Source organism: Paenibacillus sp. sgz302148 (assembly GCF_056120465.1).
On the sequence record NZ_JBVYOJ010000001.1, the window covers coordinates 356,249 to 373,184 of the forward strand.

Annotated in this window: 15 protein-coding genes and 1 tRNA gene; 3 read left to right on the forward strand and 13 right to left on the reverse strand. The window is 52.3% G+C overall.

Annotation, left to right across the window (positions count from 1 at the left end; genetic code table 11):
- Positions 1-161: 161 nt before the first annotated feature.
- Positions 162-237: transfer RNA gene (locus AC0LWM_RS01720), tRNA-Ala, on the reverse strand.
- A gap of 68 nt (positions 238-305) precedes the next feature.
- Positions 306-782, reverse strand: a complete 477-nt coding sequence (nrdR, locus tag AC0LWM_RS01725) for a transcriptional regulator NrdR (protein WP_474673171.1) — start codon at positions 780-782, stop codon at positions 306-308.
- A gap of 89 nt (positions 783-871) precedes the next feature.
- Here nrdR and AC0LWM_RS01730 point away from each other — a divergent pair, with 89 nt between their 5' ends.
- Complete coding sequence (locus AC0LWM_RS01730; RefSeq protein ID WP_474673172.1) at positions 872-1,096, forward strand: alpha/beta-type small acid-soluble spore protein; 225 nt, start codon at positions 872-874, stop codon at positions 1,094-1,096.
- A gap of 77 nt (positions 1,097-1,173) precedes the next feature.
- Here AC0LWM_RS01730 and AC0LWM_RS01735 read toward each other — a convergent pair whose 3' ends face one another.
- The 5 genes from AC0LWM_RS01735 to polA all read right to left on the reverse strand — a co-directional run bounded on the left by AC0LWM_RS01735 (position 1,174) and on the right by polA (position 6,740).
- Entirely contained in the window at positions 1,174-1,743 is a 570-nt protein-coding gene (locus tag AC0LWM_RS01735) for a lytic transglycosylase domain-containing protein (RefSeq protein ID WP_474673173.1), read from the reverse strand.
- A complete protein-coding gene (gene coaE / locus AC0LWM_RS01740; RefSeq protein WP_474673530.1) occupies positions 1,740-2,336 on the reverse strand; it encodes a dephospho-CoA kinase in 597 nt (198 codons plus the stop codon). Before coaE ends, AC0LWM_RS01735 begins: the two co-directional genes overlap by 4 nt.
- Positions 2,337-2,357: 21 nt before the next feature.
- A complete protein-coding gene (locus tag AC0LWM_RS01745; RefSeq protein ID WP_474673531.1) occupies positions 2,358-3,077 on the reverse strand; it encodes an MntP/YtaF family protein in 720 nt (239 codons plus the stop codon).
- Positions 3,078-3,174: 97 nt separating this feature from the next.
- The gene (mutM, locus tag AC0LWM_RS01750) at positions 3,175-4,026 is read right to left on the reverse strand and encodes a DNA-formamidopyrimidine glycosylase (protein WP_474673174.1); all 852 of its coding nucleotides are present in this window, start codon (positions 4,024-4,026) and stop codon (positions 3,175-3,177) included.
- A 65-nt stretch (positions 4,027-4,091) separates the two neighbouring features.
- Positions 4,092-6,740, reverse strand: a complete 2,649-nt coding sequence (polA, locus tag AC0LWM_RS01755; protein WP_474673175.1) for a DNA polymerase I — start codon at positions 6,738-6,740, stop codon at positions 4,092-4,094.
- A gap of 183 nt (positions 6,741-6,923) precedes the next feature.
- On the opposite strand from polA, the gene AC0LWM_RS01760 reads away from it, so the two are divergent.
- The gene (locus tag AC0LWM_RS01760; RefSeq protein WP_474673176.1) at positions 6,924-7,655 is read left to right on the forward strand and encodes an HAD family hydrolase; all 732 of its coding nucleotides are present in this window, start codon (positions 6,924-6,926) and stop codon (positions 7,653-7,655) included.
- On the opposite strand, the gene AC0LWM_RS01765 is transcribed toward AC0LWM_RS01760, so the two are convergent.
- The 6 genes from AC0LWM_RS01765 to AC0LWM_RS01790 all read right to left on the reverse strand — a co-directional run bounded on the left by AC0LWM_RS01765 (position 7,629) and on the right by AC0LWM_RS01790 (position 14,301).
- Complete coding sequence (locus AC0LWM_RS01765; protein WP_474673177.1) at positions 7,629-9,887, reverse strand: GGDEF domain-containing protein; 2,259 nt, start codon at positions 9,885-9,887, stop codon at positions 7,629-7,631. The genes AC0LWM_RS01760 and AC0LWM_RS01765 overlap by 27 nt on opposite strands.
- Positions 9,888-9,904: 17 nt before the next feature.
- Positions 9,905-10,567 carry a phosphate signaling complex protein PhoU gene (phoU, locus tag AC0LWM_RS01770; RefSeq protein WP_474673178.1) on the reverse strand — a complete coding sequence of 221 codons (663 nt, stop codon included), beginning with the start codon at positions 10,565-10,567 and terminating at the stop codon, positions 9,905-9,907.
- Between the two features lie 79 nt (positions 10,568-10,646).
- Positions 10,647-11,402: a phosphate ABC transporter ATP-binding protein PstB gene (gene pstB / locus AC0LWM_RS01775; protein WP_474673179.1), complete on the reverse strand. Its 756-nt coding sequence runs from the start codon at positions 11,400-11,402 to the stop codon at positions 10,647-10,649.
- A 113-nt stretch (positions 11,403-11,515) separates the two neighbouring features.
- A complete protein-coding gene (pstA, locus tag AC0LWM_RS01780) occupies positions 11,516-12,373 on the reverse strand; it encodes a phosphate ABC transporter permease PstA (protein ID WP_474673180.1) in 858 nt (285 codons plus the stop codon).
- A complete protein-coding gene (pstC, locus tag AC0LWM_RS01785; RefSeq protein WP_474673181.1) occupies positions 12,370-13,293 on the reverse strand; it encodes a phosphate ABC transporter permease subunit PstC in 924 nt (307 codons plus the stop codon). The genes pstA and pstC overlap by 4 nt, the downstream gene beginning before the upstream one ends.
- Before the next feature lie 126 nt (positions 13,294-13,419).
- Positions 13,420-14,301 carry a phosphate ABC transporter substrate-binding protein gene (locus AC0LWM_RS01790; protein ID WP_474673182.1) on the reverse strand — a complete coding sequence of 294 codons (882 nt, stop codon included), beginning with the start codon at positions 14,299-14,301 and terminating at the stop codon, positions 13,420-13,422.
- Between the two features lie 406 nt (positions 14,302-14,707).
- Between AC0LWM_RS01790 and AC0LWM_RS01795 the strand changes: the two genes are divergently transcribed.
- Complete coding sequence (locus AC0LWM_RS01795; protein WP_474673183.1) at positions 14,708-16,474, forward strand: methyl-accepting chemotaxis protein; 1,767 nt, start codon at positions 14,708-14,710, stop codon at positions 16,472-16,474.
- Positions 16,475-16,936 lie beyond the last annotated feature (462 nt).

Consider the following 16,936-nt stretch of genomic DNA (forward strand, 5'->3'; position numbering starts at 1 on the left):
ACACCAAAACCAGGGTCACTTGTACGATTTATCGTACAAACCTGCCGCGGTACAAACCTGCCGCGGTACAAACCTATTGCAGTAAACCTCTCGCAGTACAAATCTTTCACCATCATTGTTGCAAAAAAAACAGCCCTACAAGGCTACCCGTTGATTAATTATGGTGGAGCCAAGGGGGATCGAACCCCTGACCTCATCGCTGCCAGCGATGCGCTCTCCCAGCTGAGCTATGGCCCCGTGACGACAAAAATGATCATACCATAGGCAATGAAGCGTTGTCAATATATCGGATCATCTTCCCGCACTTATTTTCCCGCTCCGTCCAAGTGGTGCTTGGCAAGCAGATGTGTCAGTTCTTTCATAAACATATTGATATCTTTGAACTGACGGTACACCGATGCAAATCGCACGTAGGCTACTTCGTCGATGGGGTACAACTGCTCCATGACGAATTCGCCGATATCGCGGCTTTCCACCTCTGCGCTCGCGGTGTTCCGCAGATCTTTCTCTACTTCGGATACGATTACTTCGAGACGTTCAATCGATACGGGACGTTTCTCGCATGCCCGGATCAGTCCGCGCAAAATTTTGTCACGGCTGAATTCCTCGCGGCTGCCGTCCTTCTTGATCACGATCAGCGGCGTTTCTTCGACCATTTCGAACGTGGTGAAGCGACGGCTGCACTTCTCGCATTCGCGGCGGCGGCGGATCGATTTATTTTCGTTAGCCGGACGGGAATCAAGCACCTTCGTTCCGGAATAATCGCAAAAAGGACATTTCATACTTTTAAATCGCTCCCATACCTTACCTGTAATGAACTGTCTAAAAACGTACATAATACAACTACCAACCGCTAAGGAGGTGAAAACAAATGGCCGCAGGACAATCTCGTTCCAGCAATCAACTTGTCGTTCCTCAAGCTAATGCTGCTTTGGACCAATTGAAATATGAAGTAGCCCAAGAGCTTGGCATCGCCATTCCTCAAGATGGCTACATGGGCAACATGGCTACTCGCGACGCCGGTGCGATCGGGGGTAACATTACCCGTCGTCTGGTGCAAATCGCCGAGCAACAACTTTCGGGTCAAGCTCGTTAATTGACCTGAAGCGTTGTAACAAAAGGAGCGTTGGCTCAAGCTGTCACAAACAGCCTGTCCAATGCTTCTTTTCCGTTTTATTCGAACTCCGCATAGATGTCGGTATATTTATTATAATAATAAATGACGCGTTGTACATAGTGTCTTGTTTCGCCGAACGGCACTTTGTCAACCGATTCAAGCTTGCCATCCCATACACCGTTCTGAATCCACTTCTTCACGTTGCCTTGCCCCGCATTATACGAAGCAATGACTGCAATCCGGTTTCCGCCAAATTGCTTGTGCAGCCATTGCAAATACCAGGTGCCGAGCTCGATGCTGATTTCCGGACGGGATTCAACGTCCTGCAGCTTGACGGAGGATAAACCGCGTTTTTCGATAATCCATTTCGCCGTATCCGGCATAAGCTGCATGATGCCGACGGCGCCTTTTTTGGACACTTGATCGGTTTTGTAATTCGTTTCCACCCGAATGATGGCCGCAATGAGGAACGGATCCACCTCATGGGTTTTCGAGCTGACGAGAATGTCCGGCTTATAATAAATCGGGTACAGCCATCGGCCGATCCAGTTGGAATTATAATATAAAACCCCCATGAGCAAAACCAGCATGATGGCGTATACGCGTTTTTTTCGCAATATCGTCATCGTTTCGTCTTCTCCCGCCAAAACCGGTCCAGCTGTTGTTCCGTTTGCTCCAAAGTCCCGCTGTTGTCTATGACGTAGTCTGCTCTCATTTTCTTCGACTCGATATCCATCTGGGCGTTCAGCCGGCTTTCCGCTTGCTCCGGGTTGAGCTTGTCCCGCTCCATAAGCCGCTTCAGCTGCAGCTCTCGCGGCACATACACAACCATAACTTCCGAAACCATATGCTCCAGACCCGATTCATACAAAAGCGGTATATCCACGACGACGAGCCGTTCCGGCGTTTCGGTTTCGTATTGATGCATCCTCTCTCGCATGATCGCCCGAATGGCGGGATGCAAGATCGATTCCAACTCCTTGCGCCTTGAAGCATCGGCAAATACGATACTGCCGAGTTTCTTCCGATCCAGCGTTCCGTCCTCCTGCAGGATATCTTGCCCGAAGCGAAGAGCCACTTCCGCAAGCGTCGGACTGCCGGGGAGCACAACCTCCCTGGCGATTTGGTCGGCGTCAACGAGACGAGCGCCGCGGCGAACGAGGCTTGCGGCTACTGTGCTTTTTCCTGTGGCGATTCCGCCGGTCAATCCAATGTTCATCACGATCACCCACTTCCAAAGCTAGAACAATTTCATAATGCCCATAAGAATCAATACGCATCCCGGAATAATCGATAATCTTCGCATCCAGCGAAAACCGGAGAACAAAAATCCGATCCGCAGCCCCATCCAGATGAACGTTCCGCTGGCCAAAGCAATGACGGCCGATGTCAGCAGCGGCGAAAAACCGAGCAAAGCCGCGCCGATTCCCGCGCCAAATGCGTCGAGCGATAATGCTACGCCAAGCAGCGTCGCCTCCGATGCAGAGATCGTACCGGAGCGGTCGACGTCCGCAATCGACGGCGTACGTAAGATCTGAATGACTAAACCGAGCCTCTTCAGCTCGATGTGAAGTACGGTTTTGTCCGTAGAAGTCGACTTCATACCTTGATCGGATGCCGTCTGCTCTACAGGGTCTCCTCCGTCAGCATCAGGCATATTGCCGGAAGCGGAAGTTTCCGGATCCTCGCCTTTATTCCGCAACATTTGGACAAGCGCCCAGCAGCCGATCCCGATTAAAATAATCGCTCCCACCGCTTTGGCATAGTCCGGCGAGATGAATTGGAGCAGCAGCACGCCGATCTGCATCGACACGAAGATAATTACACCCGAACAGCACGAAATGATCGCAACGGACAACAACGGTATTTTGATTTTGCGAAGACCGTACATGACTCCGACGCCAAATCCGTCCAAACTGACCGCAAACGCCAATATACAAAGCGAAACCCAATGCAACAGCACCGTATCCCTCCTCTTGCCGGCGGAGAATGCTCCGCAAGGCGCCATGACGTAGTCTGATGCCTATAGCATATGGAGGAACATACGGATCGGTGCATTAACGGGCGCGCGCACGTTTTGGCTTGAGCGGCTGGCAATGGGTGCAGATGTGCGTTCCTCTTCCTCCGACAACCGTTTTTTCGATGGCCCGGGAACAGTGCGGACACGGCTCGGACTTGCGGCCGTATACTTGAAGCTGCTGCTGGAACATCCCCATCTCTCCTTGGCCGTTCACATACGATTTGATCGATGATCCGCCTGCGTCAACCGCTTCCTGAAGCGTCTTCACGATCGCTTCATGCAGACGTTTCAGCTCGGCCGGCGCAAGAGACTCCACCGATCGCTCCGGATGGATGCCCGCCGTAAATAACGATTCATCGACATAAATATTGCCGATGCCGACGATATATTCCTGATTCAGCAGAAGAGGCTTGATTTTCGTCTTCCGGCCTTCGATTCGCTTGCGGAACGCATCGAATGTAAAGCTTTCGTCCAGCGGCTCGAGCCCCAGCTTCTTCAAAGGTGGATGGACGAACTCCTGCCCCGTCTCGAAGACATGCATCGTGCCGAATTGTCGGACATCCTTATAACGGAGCTCGGTGCCATCGGTAAAATGAAAAATAACGTGCGTATGCTTCTCGACCGGCTCATCGGCGCGATAAACGCCGTAGCGTCCTTCCATTCGCAAATGCGAAACGAGGACAAGCCCGTCCAGAATAAGACGAAGAAACTTGCCTCTACGTTCAACGCTTTCAATCGTATGTCCGGCCAGCATCAGACTGAACTGCTGCGTATCGTCCGGCCGTTGTATAATACGGGCCAGGTTGACCGTGACCCGCTCGATTTGTTTTCCTGCAACCAATTCGTTTAACGTTCTTCGAACGGTTTCCACTTCCGGCAATTCCGGCATTCTCCCTCACCTCAAAAACATTATACCCGAAAGGCCGGCCCGATGCCCATTTGCCGTTATTTCCCTTATTTGGCCTCGTACCAGTTCACGCCGAAATTTACATCGGCTCTGAGCGGCACATCAAGCTGCAGCGCGCTCTCCATCACCTCGGGAACGAGCTTCTTCATCAATTCGAGCTCTTCCTCCGGCACCTCGAATACAAGTTCGTCATGCACCTGGAGCAGCATCCGGCTGCGCAGCCCTTCGCGCTCAAGCCTTTCCGCCATCTGCACCATAGCCAGCTTGATAATATCCGCGGCGGTGCCTTGAATCGGCGTGTTCATCGCGGTACGCTCCGCGAACGAACGCAGGTTGAAGTTCGAAGCCTTGATCTCCGGCAAGTAGCGGCGGCGCTCCAGTAGCGTCGTGACGTAGCCGTTATTGCGCGCTTCCTGCACGATATCGTCCATATATTTGCGAACCCCTTGGAACACGGCAAAATATTGCTCGATAAACTGCGCCGCATCCTTGCGGGTAATGTCCAAATTTTGCGATAAGCCATAATCGCTGATCCCGTAAACAATCCCGAAGTTGACGGCCTTCGCTTGGCGACGCATGTTCGCGTCAACCGCGGACTCGTCGACGCCGAAGACGTCCATCGCTGTCTTTGTATGGATGTCCATATTGTTGACGAACGCTTCCTTCAGCTTCTCGTCGCCCGAGATATGCGCCAAGACGCGCAGCTCGATCTGCGAGTAGTCCGCGGCAAGAATGTACCAGCCCGGCTCGGACGGAACAAATACTTTGCGGATTTTGCGGCCTTCCTCCAACCGGATCGGGATGTTCTGCAAGTTCGGGAACTGGCTGCTTAGACGGCCCGTCGCCGCAATCGTCTGATGGTAGTAGGTATGAACCTTGCCCGTCTCCGTACGAATTTCCTTGAGCAAGCCTTCGACATAGGTCGATTGCAGCTTCGCCAGCTGACGGTAAGTCAGAATATTGCTTACGATCTCATGGTACGGCGCAAGCTTCTCCAATACTTCGGCATCCGTCGAATATCCGGTTTTTGTTTTTTTCCAGGCGGGAAGCCCTAGCTTCTCGAACAAAATCTCGCCGAGCTGCTTCGTGGAATTAATATTGAATTCCATGCCCGCGAGGTCATAGATCCGCCGCATCAATACGTCGATTTGCTGCTGAAGCTCGGCTCCAAGCTGCTGCAAACCGGCGCCGTCGGCTCGAATGCCCTGCTTCTCCATGCCGGCAAGTACGCCCGACAACGGTAGCTCCAGGTCGAAGAACAGCCGGTTCATTTCGTTCCGCTCGAGCTCCGCCTTCTGCAGCGGCGCGATCCGATTAACGGCGGATGCCTTCCGGCCGACATGCTCGCTGAGTACGGTTACGTCCGGTATGCGGAATTTGGCGCCTTTGCCGTATACGTCCTCATCCGGAGCAACGGCCGGCAAACCATGCTTGCGGGCTACGCCGCTGATCGTATGATTCGATTCGGTCGGGTCAAGCAAATATGCCGCCAAATGCGCATCGAACGTAATGCCTCTGAGCGCGATGCCGTGCCAGGATAACGCAAGCTCCGCCCGATGGGCGTCGTACAACGTTTTCTCGACCTTCTCGTCGGCGAGCCAGCGGCGAATCGGCTCTGCGCCGCCGGACAACAGCAGCTGCAGCGGCACGTAATAGGTCGCATCCGGCGTATGAAGAGCAATGCCCGGCAGGTCGGCATGGTGCGGATTTTCGCCGACCACTTCCACATGCATCGACTCTACTGCCGGGAGCTTATCGGTTACCGTCGATAGGTTCGTTTCGTCCACGGTTACGACGTGCAGCTCCTCCTGCTCGACCCCTTCGCCTGCACGATCGACCGACAAATCCAGACGCTCCAAGAGCGACTTGAATTCCAGCTTGGCGAAGGCTTGCGCCAGCGTCTGCTGTTCATAGCCGTTGTAGGCAAGCTCATCCCAGCTTTTTTCGAGCGGCACTTCCCGATAAATAGTCGCAAGCTTCTTGCTCATCCGAGCGGATTCGGCATGCTCGTTCACTTTCTCTTTCATTTTGCCGCCAAGCTCTTCGGCATGCGCCAACACTTCCTCAACGGTGCCGAATTGGTGCAGCATTTTTAATGCGGTCTTCTCGCCGACGCCGGGGATACCCGGAATATTATCCGACGTATCGCCCATCAGTCCTTTCAGATCGATGATCTGATTCGGCGTCAGGCCGTATTTCTCGCGAATCTCTTCCGGCCCGTAGCGCTCCACCTCGCTGATGCCTTTGCGGGTAAGCGCGATCGTCACATGCTCCGACGCAAGCTGCAGCATGTCCTTATCGCCGGAAACGACAACAACCTTCTTCTTTTGTTCATCGCCGATCCGCGTGAGCGTGCCGATAATGTCGTCGGCCTCGTAACCCGACAGCTCGTACTGAGCAATCGAAAAAGCTTTCAGCAAATCCTTGAGCAGCGGAAATTGTTCGGAAAGCTCCGACGGCGTTTTTTCCCGCCCGCCTTTATATTCGCTGTAGCCTTCGTGACGAAACGTTGCTTTCCCCGCATCAAACGCAACGAGAAAGTGGGTAGGTTTCTCCTCTTCGATGAGCTTTAACAGCATCGTCGTAAAACCGTATACTGCATTCGTATGAAGTCCGCTGGAGTTGCTTAACAACGGCAGCGCAAAAAAAGCGCGGTATGCGATGCTATTGCCGTCGATCACAATCAATTTGTCCATGCCTGGCACCTCGCTTCTATCCATCCTAATGGGCTTGACCGGCACGCCGGTAAGCGCTCTTCTCCTTATCATAGCATAGGACGGACAAGTTATGGAAATACAATCTGACCCATAGGTTTCCGAGCGGCGCGACCCGACATAAGCTAATCTGTAGAGCCGATTATCAGGAGGAGAGCAGGAAAAATGTCAGACTACACCTTTGAAAATCCGAAAAATGTATTGTTCTTCGATATGAATAACACGATCGTGGATAAACGCAAAACGTTGAAGCTATGCTTCTTCGAACTGGTCGAAGAATTAACGGCCCGCTGGAGCGACGCAACCGACTTGAACCCAAGCCAGCTGTGGGCTCGCTATCAAGCGGAGTTCGCCCGCGGCGGCGGCGGCCTGTCGGCGCGGGCGCATCACCTGAACTGCTTGCGCAAGGCGCTTCAGGCGCTGCCGATCAGCACGAGTGAGCAATCGATCCGCAAGCTGGACGAACGGCTTCAGCAGCTGTCGCGGGGTCGCGTCGTTCCCTACGACGACGCCGTGGAAACGATCAACGCGCTAGGGAAGTCTTATCGGATCGGCATCATTTCTAACGGCAACCGGCGTAAGCAATGGTCGCAGCTGAATAAGCTGAAGCTGGCGGCCCAGATCCCGCAGGACCATATTATCGTATCGCCGGACGGCATCCGAAAGCCGAACCCGGCCATTTTCCACAAGGCGCTCCATAAGCTCGGCGTTAAGCCGGAAGAATGTGTCATGATCGGTGACTCGTGGCGCAACGATGTGGCCGGAGCCGCTCGCGCAGGCATCGATGCGATCTGGATCAACCGCAAAGGAACGAAAAAACAGCCTTCCCCTTCGAAGCTGGGAAAAGCCGTTGTCGTTACCGTAAGCAATTTAGCCGATTTGAATCGCATTTTGTAAGCCGTCTTGGCAGCCGGATACGACACCGATGCAATGTACGCTGCCTTGGATCGCTTTCGCCCGTTTTTTGACGGCGGCGGCTTCTTGGGAAATATGCTCTGCCGAAATGCCCATCGAGCAATCGCACTGAATAAGCGCCACGGAAATCGAAACACCCCTGCTCTCCATTCTACGGCCTTCGCGATCTTCGACGAAAGTCCATTCATCCACGTCATAGAACATCGTGACCCCGGTTTCGAACAGCTCGATCAGCTGTTCGCACAGTTCGCTCGGACGAGCCGTCGTCGTGACGATAATCAGATCGTCCCCGCCGATATGCCCGATGAAATCTTGCGGCTCCCCGAATTTCCCCACGGCCCGCTGCATGACATCGGCCGTAAACTGGATAAGCTTGTCGGCTTTTTGAAAGCCGTATCGGTCGTTATACCATTTGAAATAATCAAGATCGATATAAATGACCGAGAATGGCCGGTTTTCCAGAATACGCCGGTTCAATTCAAGCTTGATTTGCAAATTGCCCGGCAAACCGGTCAGCGGGTTGGCTACGCGCGCGGATTCGAGACGAAGCTGCGTAATCGCCTCCAGAATGGTACGAATCGATGCAATGCCGAGCAGCCGACCGTTCCTCGTCACGATCACGATGTCGTACAGCTGGCTGTATTCCCGGGCCATCGCCATCTGCGATACTTGCTCCACCGGCAGCTGCTCGTCCACTACAAGCGGCTGCGCATCCATCAGCGTACCGATCGGCTTGTTCCAGAACAAGGAGACGCCGTATTGGCCTGCAAGCATCTGGAACAGCCGGTCCCGCATCATTAGCCCGACGGGTACCCCTTCTGGATCTACAATGACCGTGCCCGACTCGTCTTGATGCTTCTTGAAATGGTTCGCGACCATAGCCGCCGTTGCCGAAGGGGAAAAGGATTCAACCGGCGTCGTCAGCTCCCCGATCGACCAGGCCGAGCCCGACAGCTGCTTAGAGCCGCTGTGCAGCAGGATCATGTCGCGAACCTCCGGCGCAAGCTCCTTCAGTTGATCTGCCGGTCGCCCTATGTAATAGCCTTGGGCGAAATGGACGCCCATTCGCATCAGCTTAAGCAGCTCGTCTGATTGCTCGATGCCTTCGGCGATAATGCGGATATTCATTTTATGGGCGAACGTCACGAACGTTTCGAGAATATGTTCTTTGATTTTATCCTTATGTATGTCTTGAATAAGGGAACGGTCGACTTTGATGTAATCGGGCTGCAGCTCGGCGATCGCCTGCAAGGAGGAATAGCCGGCTCCCGCATCGTCAATCGCGATTTGATAGCCTTGAGCCCGATAATGCTGCAATATCCGCTTTGTTGTGGCGAAATCCTCAATCGAACTGCGTTCGGTCAGCTCGAACACGACGTTTTGCGGCAGCAAACCGTATTCGCTCAGCAGCTTCATCGTTTGTCCTGGAGTGAACTGGGGGTCGTGAATGATATAAGCCGGGATGTTGATGAATACCTTCTGGTTCCGATGCAACGAGATGCAGCCCTGGATCGCCTTCTCCCGGGCGAGCTTATCCAGGACGTAAAGGGCGCCTTCGCTTTCCGCGAATTCGAATAGCGGCAGCGGCGAGGCGAACACGCTGTCCGCCGGTCCGCGGGACAACGCCTCGTAACCGAAGATCGCGGCATCCGTCAGCGACACGATCGGCTGATACACCGAGCGGATCAGCTGATTTTCAACAATGCGGTTAAACTCATCCAATTGAACTTTCCGCTCCTTACTGTTCGTCAGCTGCTTCGCTTCCCGTATGGCCATCTTCATCGCCGTGTACAAAATGGTGTCGATATCTTTATCCAGCGAATTGACGAGCAATGCGCCGCCGACATGCAGCTCTACCGGTGGATCGGACGGCACCAGCGCGGCCAAACGGCGTTCGACCTGGTATTTCAACCGCCCGCCCCACTCGTGCAGTTTGTTCGACGCGTACTCGGCATGGAACCCTTCAAACCGCATATAGAGAAAAAAATCGTCTCCAACGGATCGAGTCGCCAAATGCTCTTGCTCTCCGGCTAGCAAATCGGTCAGCACCAGCCTCATTGCAGTCAGCAACTGTTCGCAATGAAGCCTTCCGTTTGTCTGCTCCAGCTCGGTTATGCGGGCAACGTCCAAATAAATCAAGCCAACGGAAGCGGCATTCAGCTGTTCCGAAATCGTTTCGGCAAAAGAATGTTCGCTAGCTCTGAGTTGCATCATAGACGATTCCTCGCAAATTACGTATTCAGGTCCGGTCTTGTGCCCCGTACCAAATATACGACGCTTTCTCCGATATTCGTGGCATGATCGGCACAACGCTCCAGATAGCGGCTCACGAAGCAGAGCAGCATCGCCTGTCCGACCGTTTTTGGATTTTCCACCATCAGCACGAATAGCTCGCGCATGATTTGGCTGTGCAGATGATCGACTTCGTCGTCCATTTTCGCCATTTTGTAAGCCAGATCCACGCTTTCGTTAATATAGGCGTTGATGCTGTCCGCCGTCATTTGCTGCACGAGCTCCGCCATGCGCGGAATATCGACGAGCGGCTTCATCAGCTCCTGTTCGCCGATGCGAAGCGTAACCTTCGCGACGTCTACCGCCAGATCCGCCATCCGCTCCAGATCGCTCGCCATGCGGAACGCGATAATAATGCGGCGCAAGTCTTTGGCTACCGGCTGCTGCGTTGCGATGAGCGACGTGCCGATTTCGTCGATTTTTTCTTCCAGTGCGTTAATTTCCGGGTCGAGGGCGATGACTTGGCGAGCCAGCTCCAGATCCGAATCCTTCAGCGAACGGACTCCGTCAATAATCGCTTTCTCTACCTTGCCGCCCATCTCGACCAATACCGAGCGCAGTTCATCCAAATGGCTATCGAATTGAAGACGTTTTGTAGGCATTATAGCCCTCCTTAAAAGTTTTCCGAAGGAAAACTCGCTTCGGAAGCATAGATTTGGTTTTGTGGAACAAAACTTGCCATTAACCGAATCGGCCCGTGATGTAATCTTCGGTGCGTTGGTCTTCCGGGTTCGAGAACAGCTTCACCGTATCGTTATATTCAACGACTTCGCCGTTCAGGAAAAACGCGGTTTGGCTGGAAACGCGCGCCGCTTGCTGCATGTTATGCGTCACGATGACGATGGTATATTCGTTCTTCAGCTCTTGAATCAGCTCTTCGATTTTCAGCGTCGAAATCGGATCGAGCGCGGACGTAGGTTCGTCCATCAGCAGAATTTGCGGACTCACCGCAAGCGCACGGGCGATGCACAGACGCTGCTGTTGGCCGCCGGACAACCCGTAAGCGGATTTTTTCAGCTTATCCTTCACTTCATCCCATAACGCGGATGCGCGCAAGCTCTTCTCCACGATAACGTCAAGCTCCGCTTTGTTCGTCTTGCCGTGAATGCGCGGGCCGTACGCAACATTGTCGAAAATCGACTTCGGAAACGGATTCGGCTGCTGGAACACCATGCCGACATTTTTGCGAAGCAGCTCTACATTGACGTCCTGATCGTAAATGTTCGTATCGCCGATCAACACTTTACCGTCGATTCGAATGCCTTTGATCATATCGTTCATCCGGTTCAGCGTGCGGAGCAAAGTCGACTTGCCGCAGCCGGAAGGGCCGATGAATGCCGTAATCGCCTTTTCCTGAATATCCATGCTTACTTTTTTCAGCGCTTGAAATTCGCTGTAGTACAAATCCAAATGGTCGATACTGACGATAGTTGACATTCGCATGTCCTCCTACAGGTTAAATGAAAAAATTGCTATTTCTATGATCTTCCGTACATGTTACACGGTTATTTTCATGGCAAAATTAACGCTATATTAACGGAGTGTAAAGTTTATTTGCCGCCGCGCAGTCTTTTCTGCAGCATACGGCTTGGCACCGCGATCAGCAGGTTGAACAGCAGAACGACGATCACGAGCAGCGCCGCGCTGCCTTGGGCGATTTCTTTGGCATCCGGAACAATCGATTCCGCGCCGACGTACCAGAGATGGACGGACAACGTCTCCCCCATCGCAAGCGGATTGAAGTCAGGGAAGTGTCGCGATACGGACAACCCCGCCGTATAGATCAAGATCGCCGACTCACCAAGCGCTCTGCCGGCAACAAGCGTCACGCCTGTTATCATGCTCGGCATTGCCACGGGGAGCAGTACCTTCCGAATCGCCTGCCAACGTGTCGAACCAAGCGCAAGCGAAGCTTGAAAGTACGATGCAGGAACCTGACGCAAAGCGACCTCCGTCACCCGAACCAATACCGGCAAATTCATGAGCGACAACGTTGCCGCGCCGCCAATGATCGAAAACTTCAAGTTGAACAAATTAACGAACAGCAGCAAACCGAACAAACCGAATACGATGGACGGGACGGAAGATAACGCCTCGACCGAAATGCGGATAAGCGATGTAAATTTATTTTCTTTGGCGTAAATCGCTAAATATATCCCAGCAAAAACGCCAATCGGCAACGAAATCAGCAGAGACAGGAACAAAATATAAAACGTATTGAACAACTGCGGCCCAACGCCGCCCCCGGCCATAATTTCCTGGGGCTTGCCCGTAATGAAATCCCACGATAAATGCGGCAGGCCTTCGCCGATAATTTTGATCAAAAACCAAGCCAGAATGAGCATGATCAAAAGACCGACAGCCCAGAAAAAAGCCGTTGCGATCCGGTCGGTTATTTTGCTCCTCATCCTCGTTCACTCCTTTTCTCCACATAACGAATGACCAAGATCAGCGACATCGAAATAACCAATAGAAGAAATGCCATTAAGTATAAAGCGTTATTCCACGCGGTACCATAAAACGTATGGGGCATGTCCTTCACGATCGCTGTCGTCAGTACGGTCGTTGAGTCCAGCAGCCCTTTCGGCATTTGCGGAGAGTTGCCGATAACCATAAAAACGGCCATCGTTTCGCCGATCGCCCGGCCCATGCCAAGAATAATAGCAGTCAGAATGCCGGGTCTTGCCGCCGGAAGCAATACGCGCCAAATCGTTTGCCAGCGTGTTGCGCCAAGCGCAAGCGATGCTTCCTCCAGCTTACGGGGCAAGCTGCGGATTGCATCCTCCGAGATCGACAGAATCGTCGGCAAAATCATGACCGCCAAAATGATGGCCGCCGGAAGCAATCCGAAGCCTGTGCCGCCGAACCATTTGCCGAGCGTCGGCACGATGACGGTCAGACCGATCAAGCCGTACACGACTGACGGAATGCCAACGAACAGATCGGTAGCCGGCCGAATGATTTCGCGCAGCCAGTTCGGCGCGATTTTCGCGATAAAGATAGCCCCCGATAACGCGATAGGAACCGATAAACCAACAGAAAGCAGGGTAAGCACCAGCGTGCTGAACAGGAACGGAAACGCCCCGAAGCTGTTCTGGTCCGGCGTCCAATCCGTCGAGAAGAAGAATTGAAGCGGCGACACTTCACTGAAAGTGCCGAAGCCTTGCACCCCTACGAAAATAATGATCGAAAAAATAATAATAGAAACGAACGATGAGCTGCCGATAAAAAGGGTTCTCATCAGAAGATCCGATCTTTTTTGTTTATTCGCCCATTTGGACGACATGACTTTCCGTTCTGTAACTTGCGATTCCGCTGCTGTGAACATAGAAGACCTCCTTCGGACCTTATCAATTCGAAAGGACGGCATCGATCACCGTCCTCTCAGCAAGTTCATTGTATTAAAGTTTTGTAAATTCCGAATTCGAGTATTGTTAACGGAATGTAAATTTTATTATTTGTTCAGTGTCGCCGCTGGAAGGAATTTCAGCTCGCGTACGCGGTTATTTTGGAAATCGTCGCTCATAATGTAATCAATGAACGCTTTTACCGCACCCGTAGGCTCGCCTTTCGTGTACATGTGCTCAATGCCGTACAGCGGATAAGTACCGTCTTTGATCGCTTCTTCTTTATATTCAACGCCTTCGAATTTGAGTGCTTTGACTTTGTCGTCCACGTAAGCGATATCGACATATCCGATTGCGCCCGCCGTCGATTCAACCGCTGTTTTCAGCGAACCGCTGCTCTCTTGCTGTACGCCTTCTTTCGTAAATTCCGCGCCGTCAAGCACGATTTTCTTCACAAGTTTGCGGGATCCGGAGCTGTCCGGACGATGAATGATCGTGATCGCTTGATCCGCACCGCCGACTTCTTTCCAGTTCGTAATTTTGCCCGTGAAAATATCGGCCGCTTGCTGCTTCGTCAGCGAATCGACGGTCACGTCTTTATTGACGATCAGCGCAAAAGGCGCGATGGCCACAATGTGGTCAACCAGGTTTTTGTCCTTGAACTCGTCGCCCGCTTCCACATCGGAGTTGCCGATATCGGAAGTGCCGTCGGCAACGTTTTTCAAGCCTGTGCCGGATCCGCCGGCCGTTGCGTTAATCGTAACGTCCGCGTTTTTCTCCTCGAATTCTGTCTTCGCTTGTTTTACCAGTGGAAGCAATGCACTGGACCCCGATGCCGTTACCGTTCCGGAAAGTGCTTCTCCTTTATTGTCGTTCGACCCGGAAGCCGCCCCGTTATCTGATTTGCTGCCGCAACCTACTGCCACTACCGCACAAACTGCCATGACCAGCACAAGCGTAAGCATGTGTTTCATCGACGATTTCTTCAATTTGATTCTCTCCTTTTGTTTTTTGTTCTTCGCTGTTGTGTCTCTTTCGATCACATGGCTAATGATAGACCCCGAATGTTAAGAGAGTTTTATTAATTTGTAAATGTTGTGTAAAAAAACTGAAGATCGAAGGAACTGGACGAAGATAAACTCGTGCATAAGACAAAGATACATTCGCGTATTAACGCGCATTAATAGGAAGCTTTATTTCGAATAATGGTGAAGTGCATAGAAGATAGGCTTTTATGATTCTAAAAAACTGAGAAACTCGGGCGAAGATACGTTTGCTGCGCAAAATTTACTCTGCTTTTACAGTTTGCGGCGTTTTATTTAATATCCGACTTTTATACTAGTCGTAATTGCCAATCATTACATATGGACTATCGATCATAAGGGGGAAACAACAATGTTGCGAGGCATCCATACGATGCGGATGAAACTGATCCTAAGTTTTACGGGTATATTGATTATTTTTTCCGCAGTCGCCCTGTACAATCTAGGGCAAGTGAATCAAATCAAACGACAAATTGCCGTACAAAACAGTGCGATGGATAAAAAAGTGTTGGCACTGGAGCTCGTTCAACATTTGAACAATGTATCAGGCGCCGCGATAGCGATGATCGGTACGCAAAACCTTGAGCTGATCGGGCAATACAACTCGTTCTTCGATCCTTTCAAAAATTCGGTGGCTATGATGGGACAAAAAGCGGCAACCCCGGAGCAGCGACAATGGGCCGAGCAGCTCGAAGAACTGTCGAAGCATTTTACCGGAACCGTGGCGGAAGCCGTCAAAATGCTGCAGGACGAGTCCGCCGACCCGCTCGTCGTGATCGAGAAAATGGATGAATTGAAGGATGCTGCGAAAAAAGACTCGGATGAGATTGCCAAACTCGCCGACAACTTTCATTCTTCCTATACTCGAGAGGCGATCGAAGCCGTAAGCCAGTCGCGCGGCTTGCTCGATTCCACGGTCCAAGCTTCGCTCATCGGCGTTGCGGCGGTCATCGTCGTTTCGATCGCGGTCGCATGGCTGCTGATCCGCGCCTTCTCGAAACCGATTCGCAGGCTTCGGCACGCGCTGGAGGCGATAGCCGAAGGGGATTTGCGCCATACGATCAACGCCGGAACAAAAGACGAGCTCGGGCAACTAAGCGACAGCTTCGATCATATGATCGATAAAGTGAACGACATGCTCGGCAATACGCAGCGAATTGCGTCGACGTTAGCCGAATACTCTTCGTCGTTCCGGCAATTCTCGCAAACGACGGCTTCGGCCAATGCCGAAATCGTCCATGCGATCGAAGCTATCTCGGCGGGCGCCGACCAGCAAGCGACGCGCTCGGAGCGAAGCGCTCAGCTCATCTATGATCTGGAGCAGGCTGTTAACGAGATTACGAGCCATACTGCGACGATGGCCGCCACAGGAATGGCCGCGATGCACAACACGCAATCCGGGGCACAATCGGTAGAATCGCTCAAGGCTGCAGCCGACCGATCGGATGAAATGCTGCGCAACGTTACGGTGGCTATGGAGGCATTATCCAGCAGCTCGCAGCAAATCGATCGGATGGCGAATACGATCGCCCAAGTTTCGCATCAGACGAACATTCTGGCGCTCAACGCATCGATCGAAGCGGCCAGGGCGGGCTCCCACGGCAAAGGCTTTGCGGTCATCGCCGAAGAAGTGCGGCTGCTATCGCTGGAGACCAAAGATTCGTCCGCCTTCATCTCGCAATCCGTTCAGTCGCTGAGCCGGCAAATGAAGGATGTCCGCCATCATCTGGAGCAAGCCCGAATCAGCCTGGACACGCAGTATGAGAAGGTCGACGAGACGCTTGACGCATTCCGTTCCATCGACCGGTCAATCACGGAGATCACCTCGCAAGTGGAACAAGTTGCGCTAAAAGCCAAAACGACGCAGCAGCAAAACGAATCGCTCAGCCAATCCATCCAATTCGTGGCCGGTATCGCTGAAGAAACGGCGGCTTCGGTTCAGGAAGTGAACTCCACTTCGAATGCTCAGGATGCCTCGATCCGCCGCATCGCCCAACAGGCCGACGACATCAGCGACCTGTCGCAAAAGCTGTTTTTGGAAATCAACCGATTCCAGATTCGGGAGACGGAAGATCAGCGGGCGGCATCCGAAATCGTAGCTGAGCCACTGCTTGCGTAACTGAGCCAAATACAACCAAAATGGTCTGCTCTGAATCTGTTGAAGGATTTGACGCTCACTGGAAGAGGGGCATTTGACGGGTGCAATGCAGCGTTGGTCACAAGCGGTTGTCGTTCCGTGCGGATTCACACCACGATTGTAGTTGAACAGATCAGATAGCAGGGAAAGCACAAGGTCGGTCGTTCGTTGCTGTTGTTCGTAGTAGACTGTGATCTCTAGCCGGTACGTTGATTCAGAAAATTTTGGCTGAAATTCAGAAACTTATTTCTGAATATTTCGATGGTATCAGGGTAACAAGACAAACTCAGAAAATAATTACTGCTTTTAGAAAATAGTTTCTGAATAATAGATATTTTTTTCTGAATGGATCAACTAGAGCTCATGCACGTAAATATTTCAGAAATATGATGCTGAAATTCAGAAAATATTTTCTGTATCATGAGAAATGGCTCGTTTTGACCT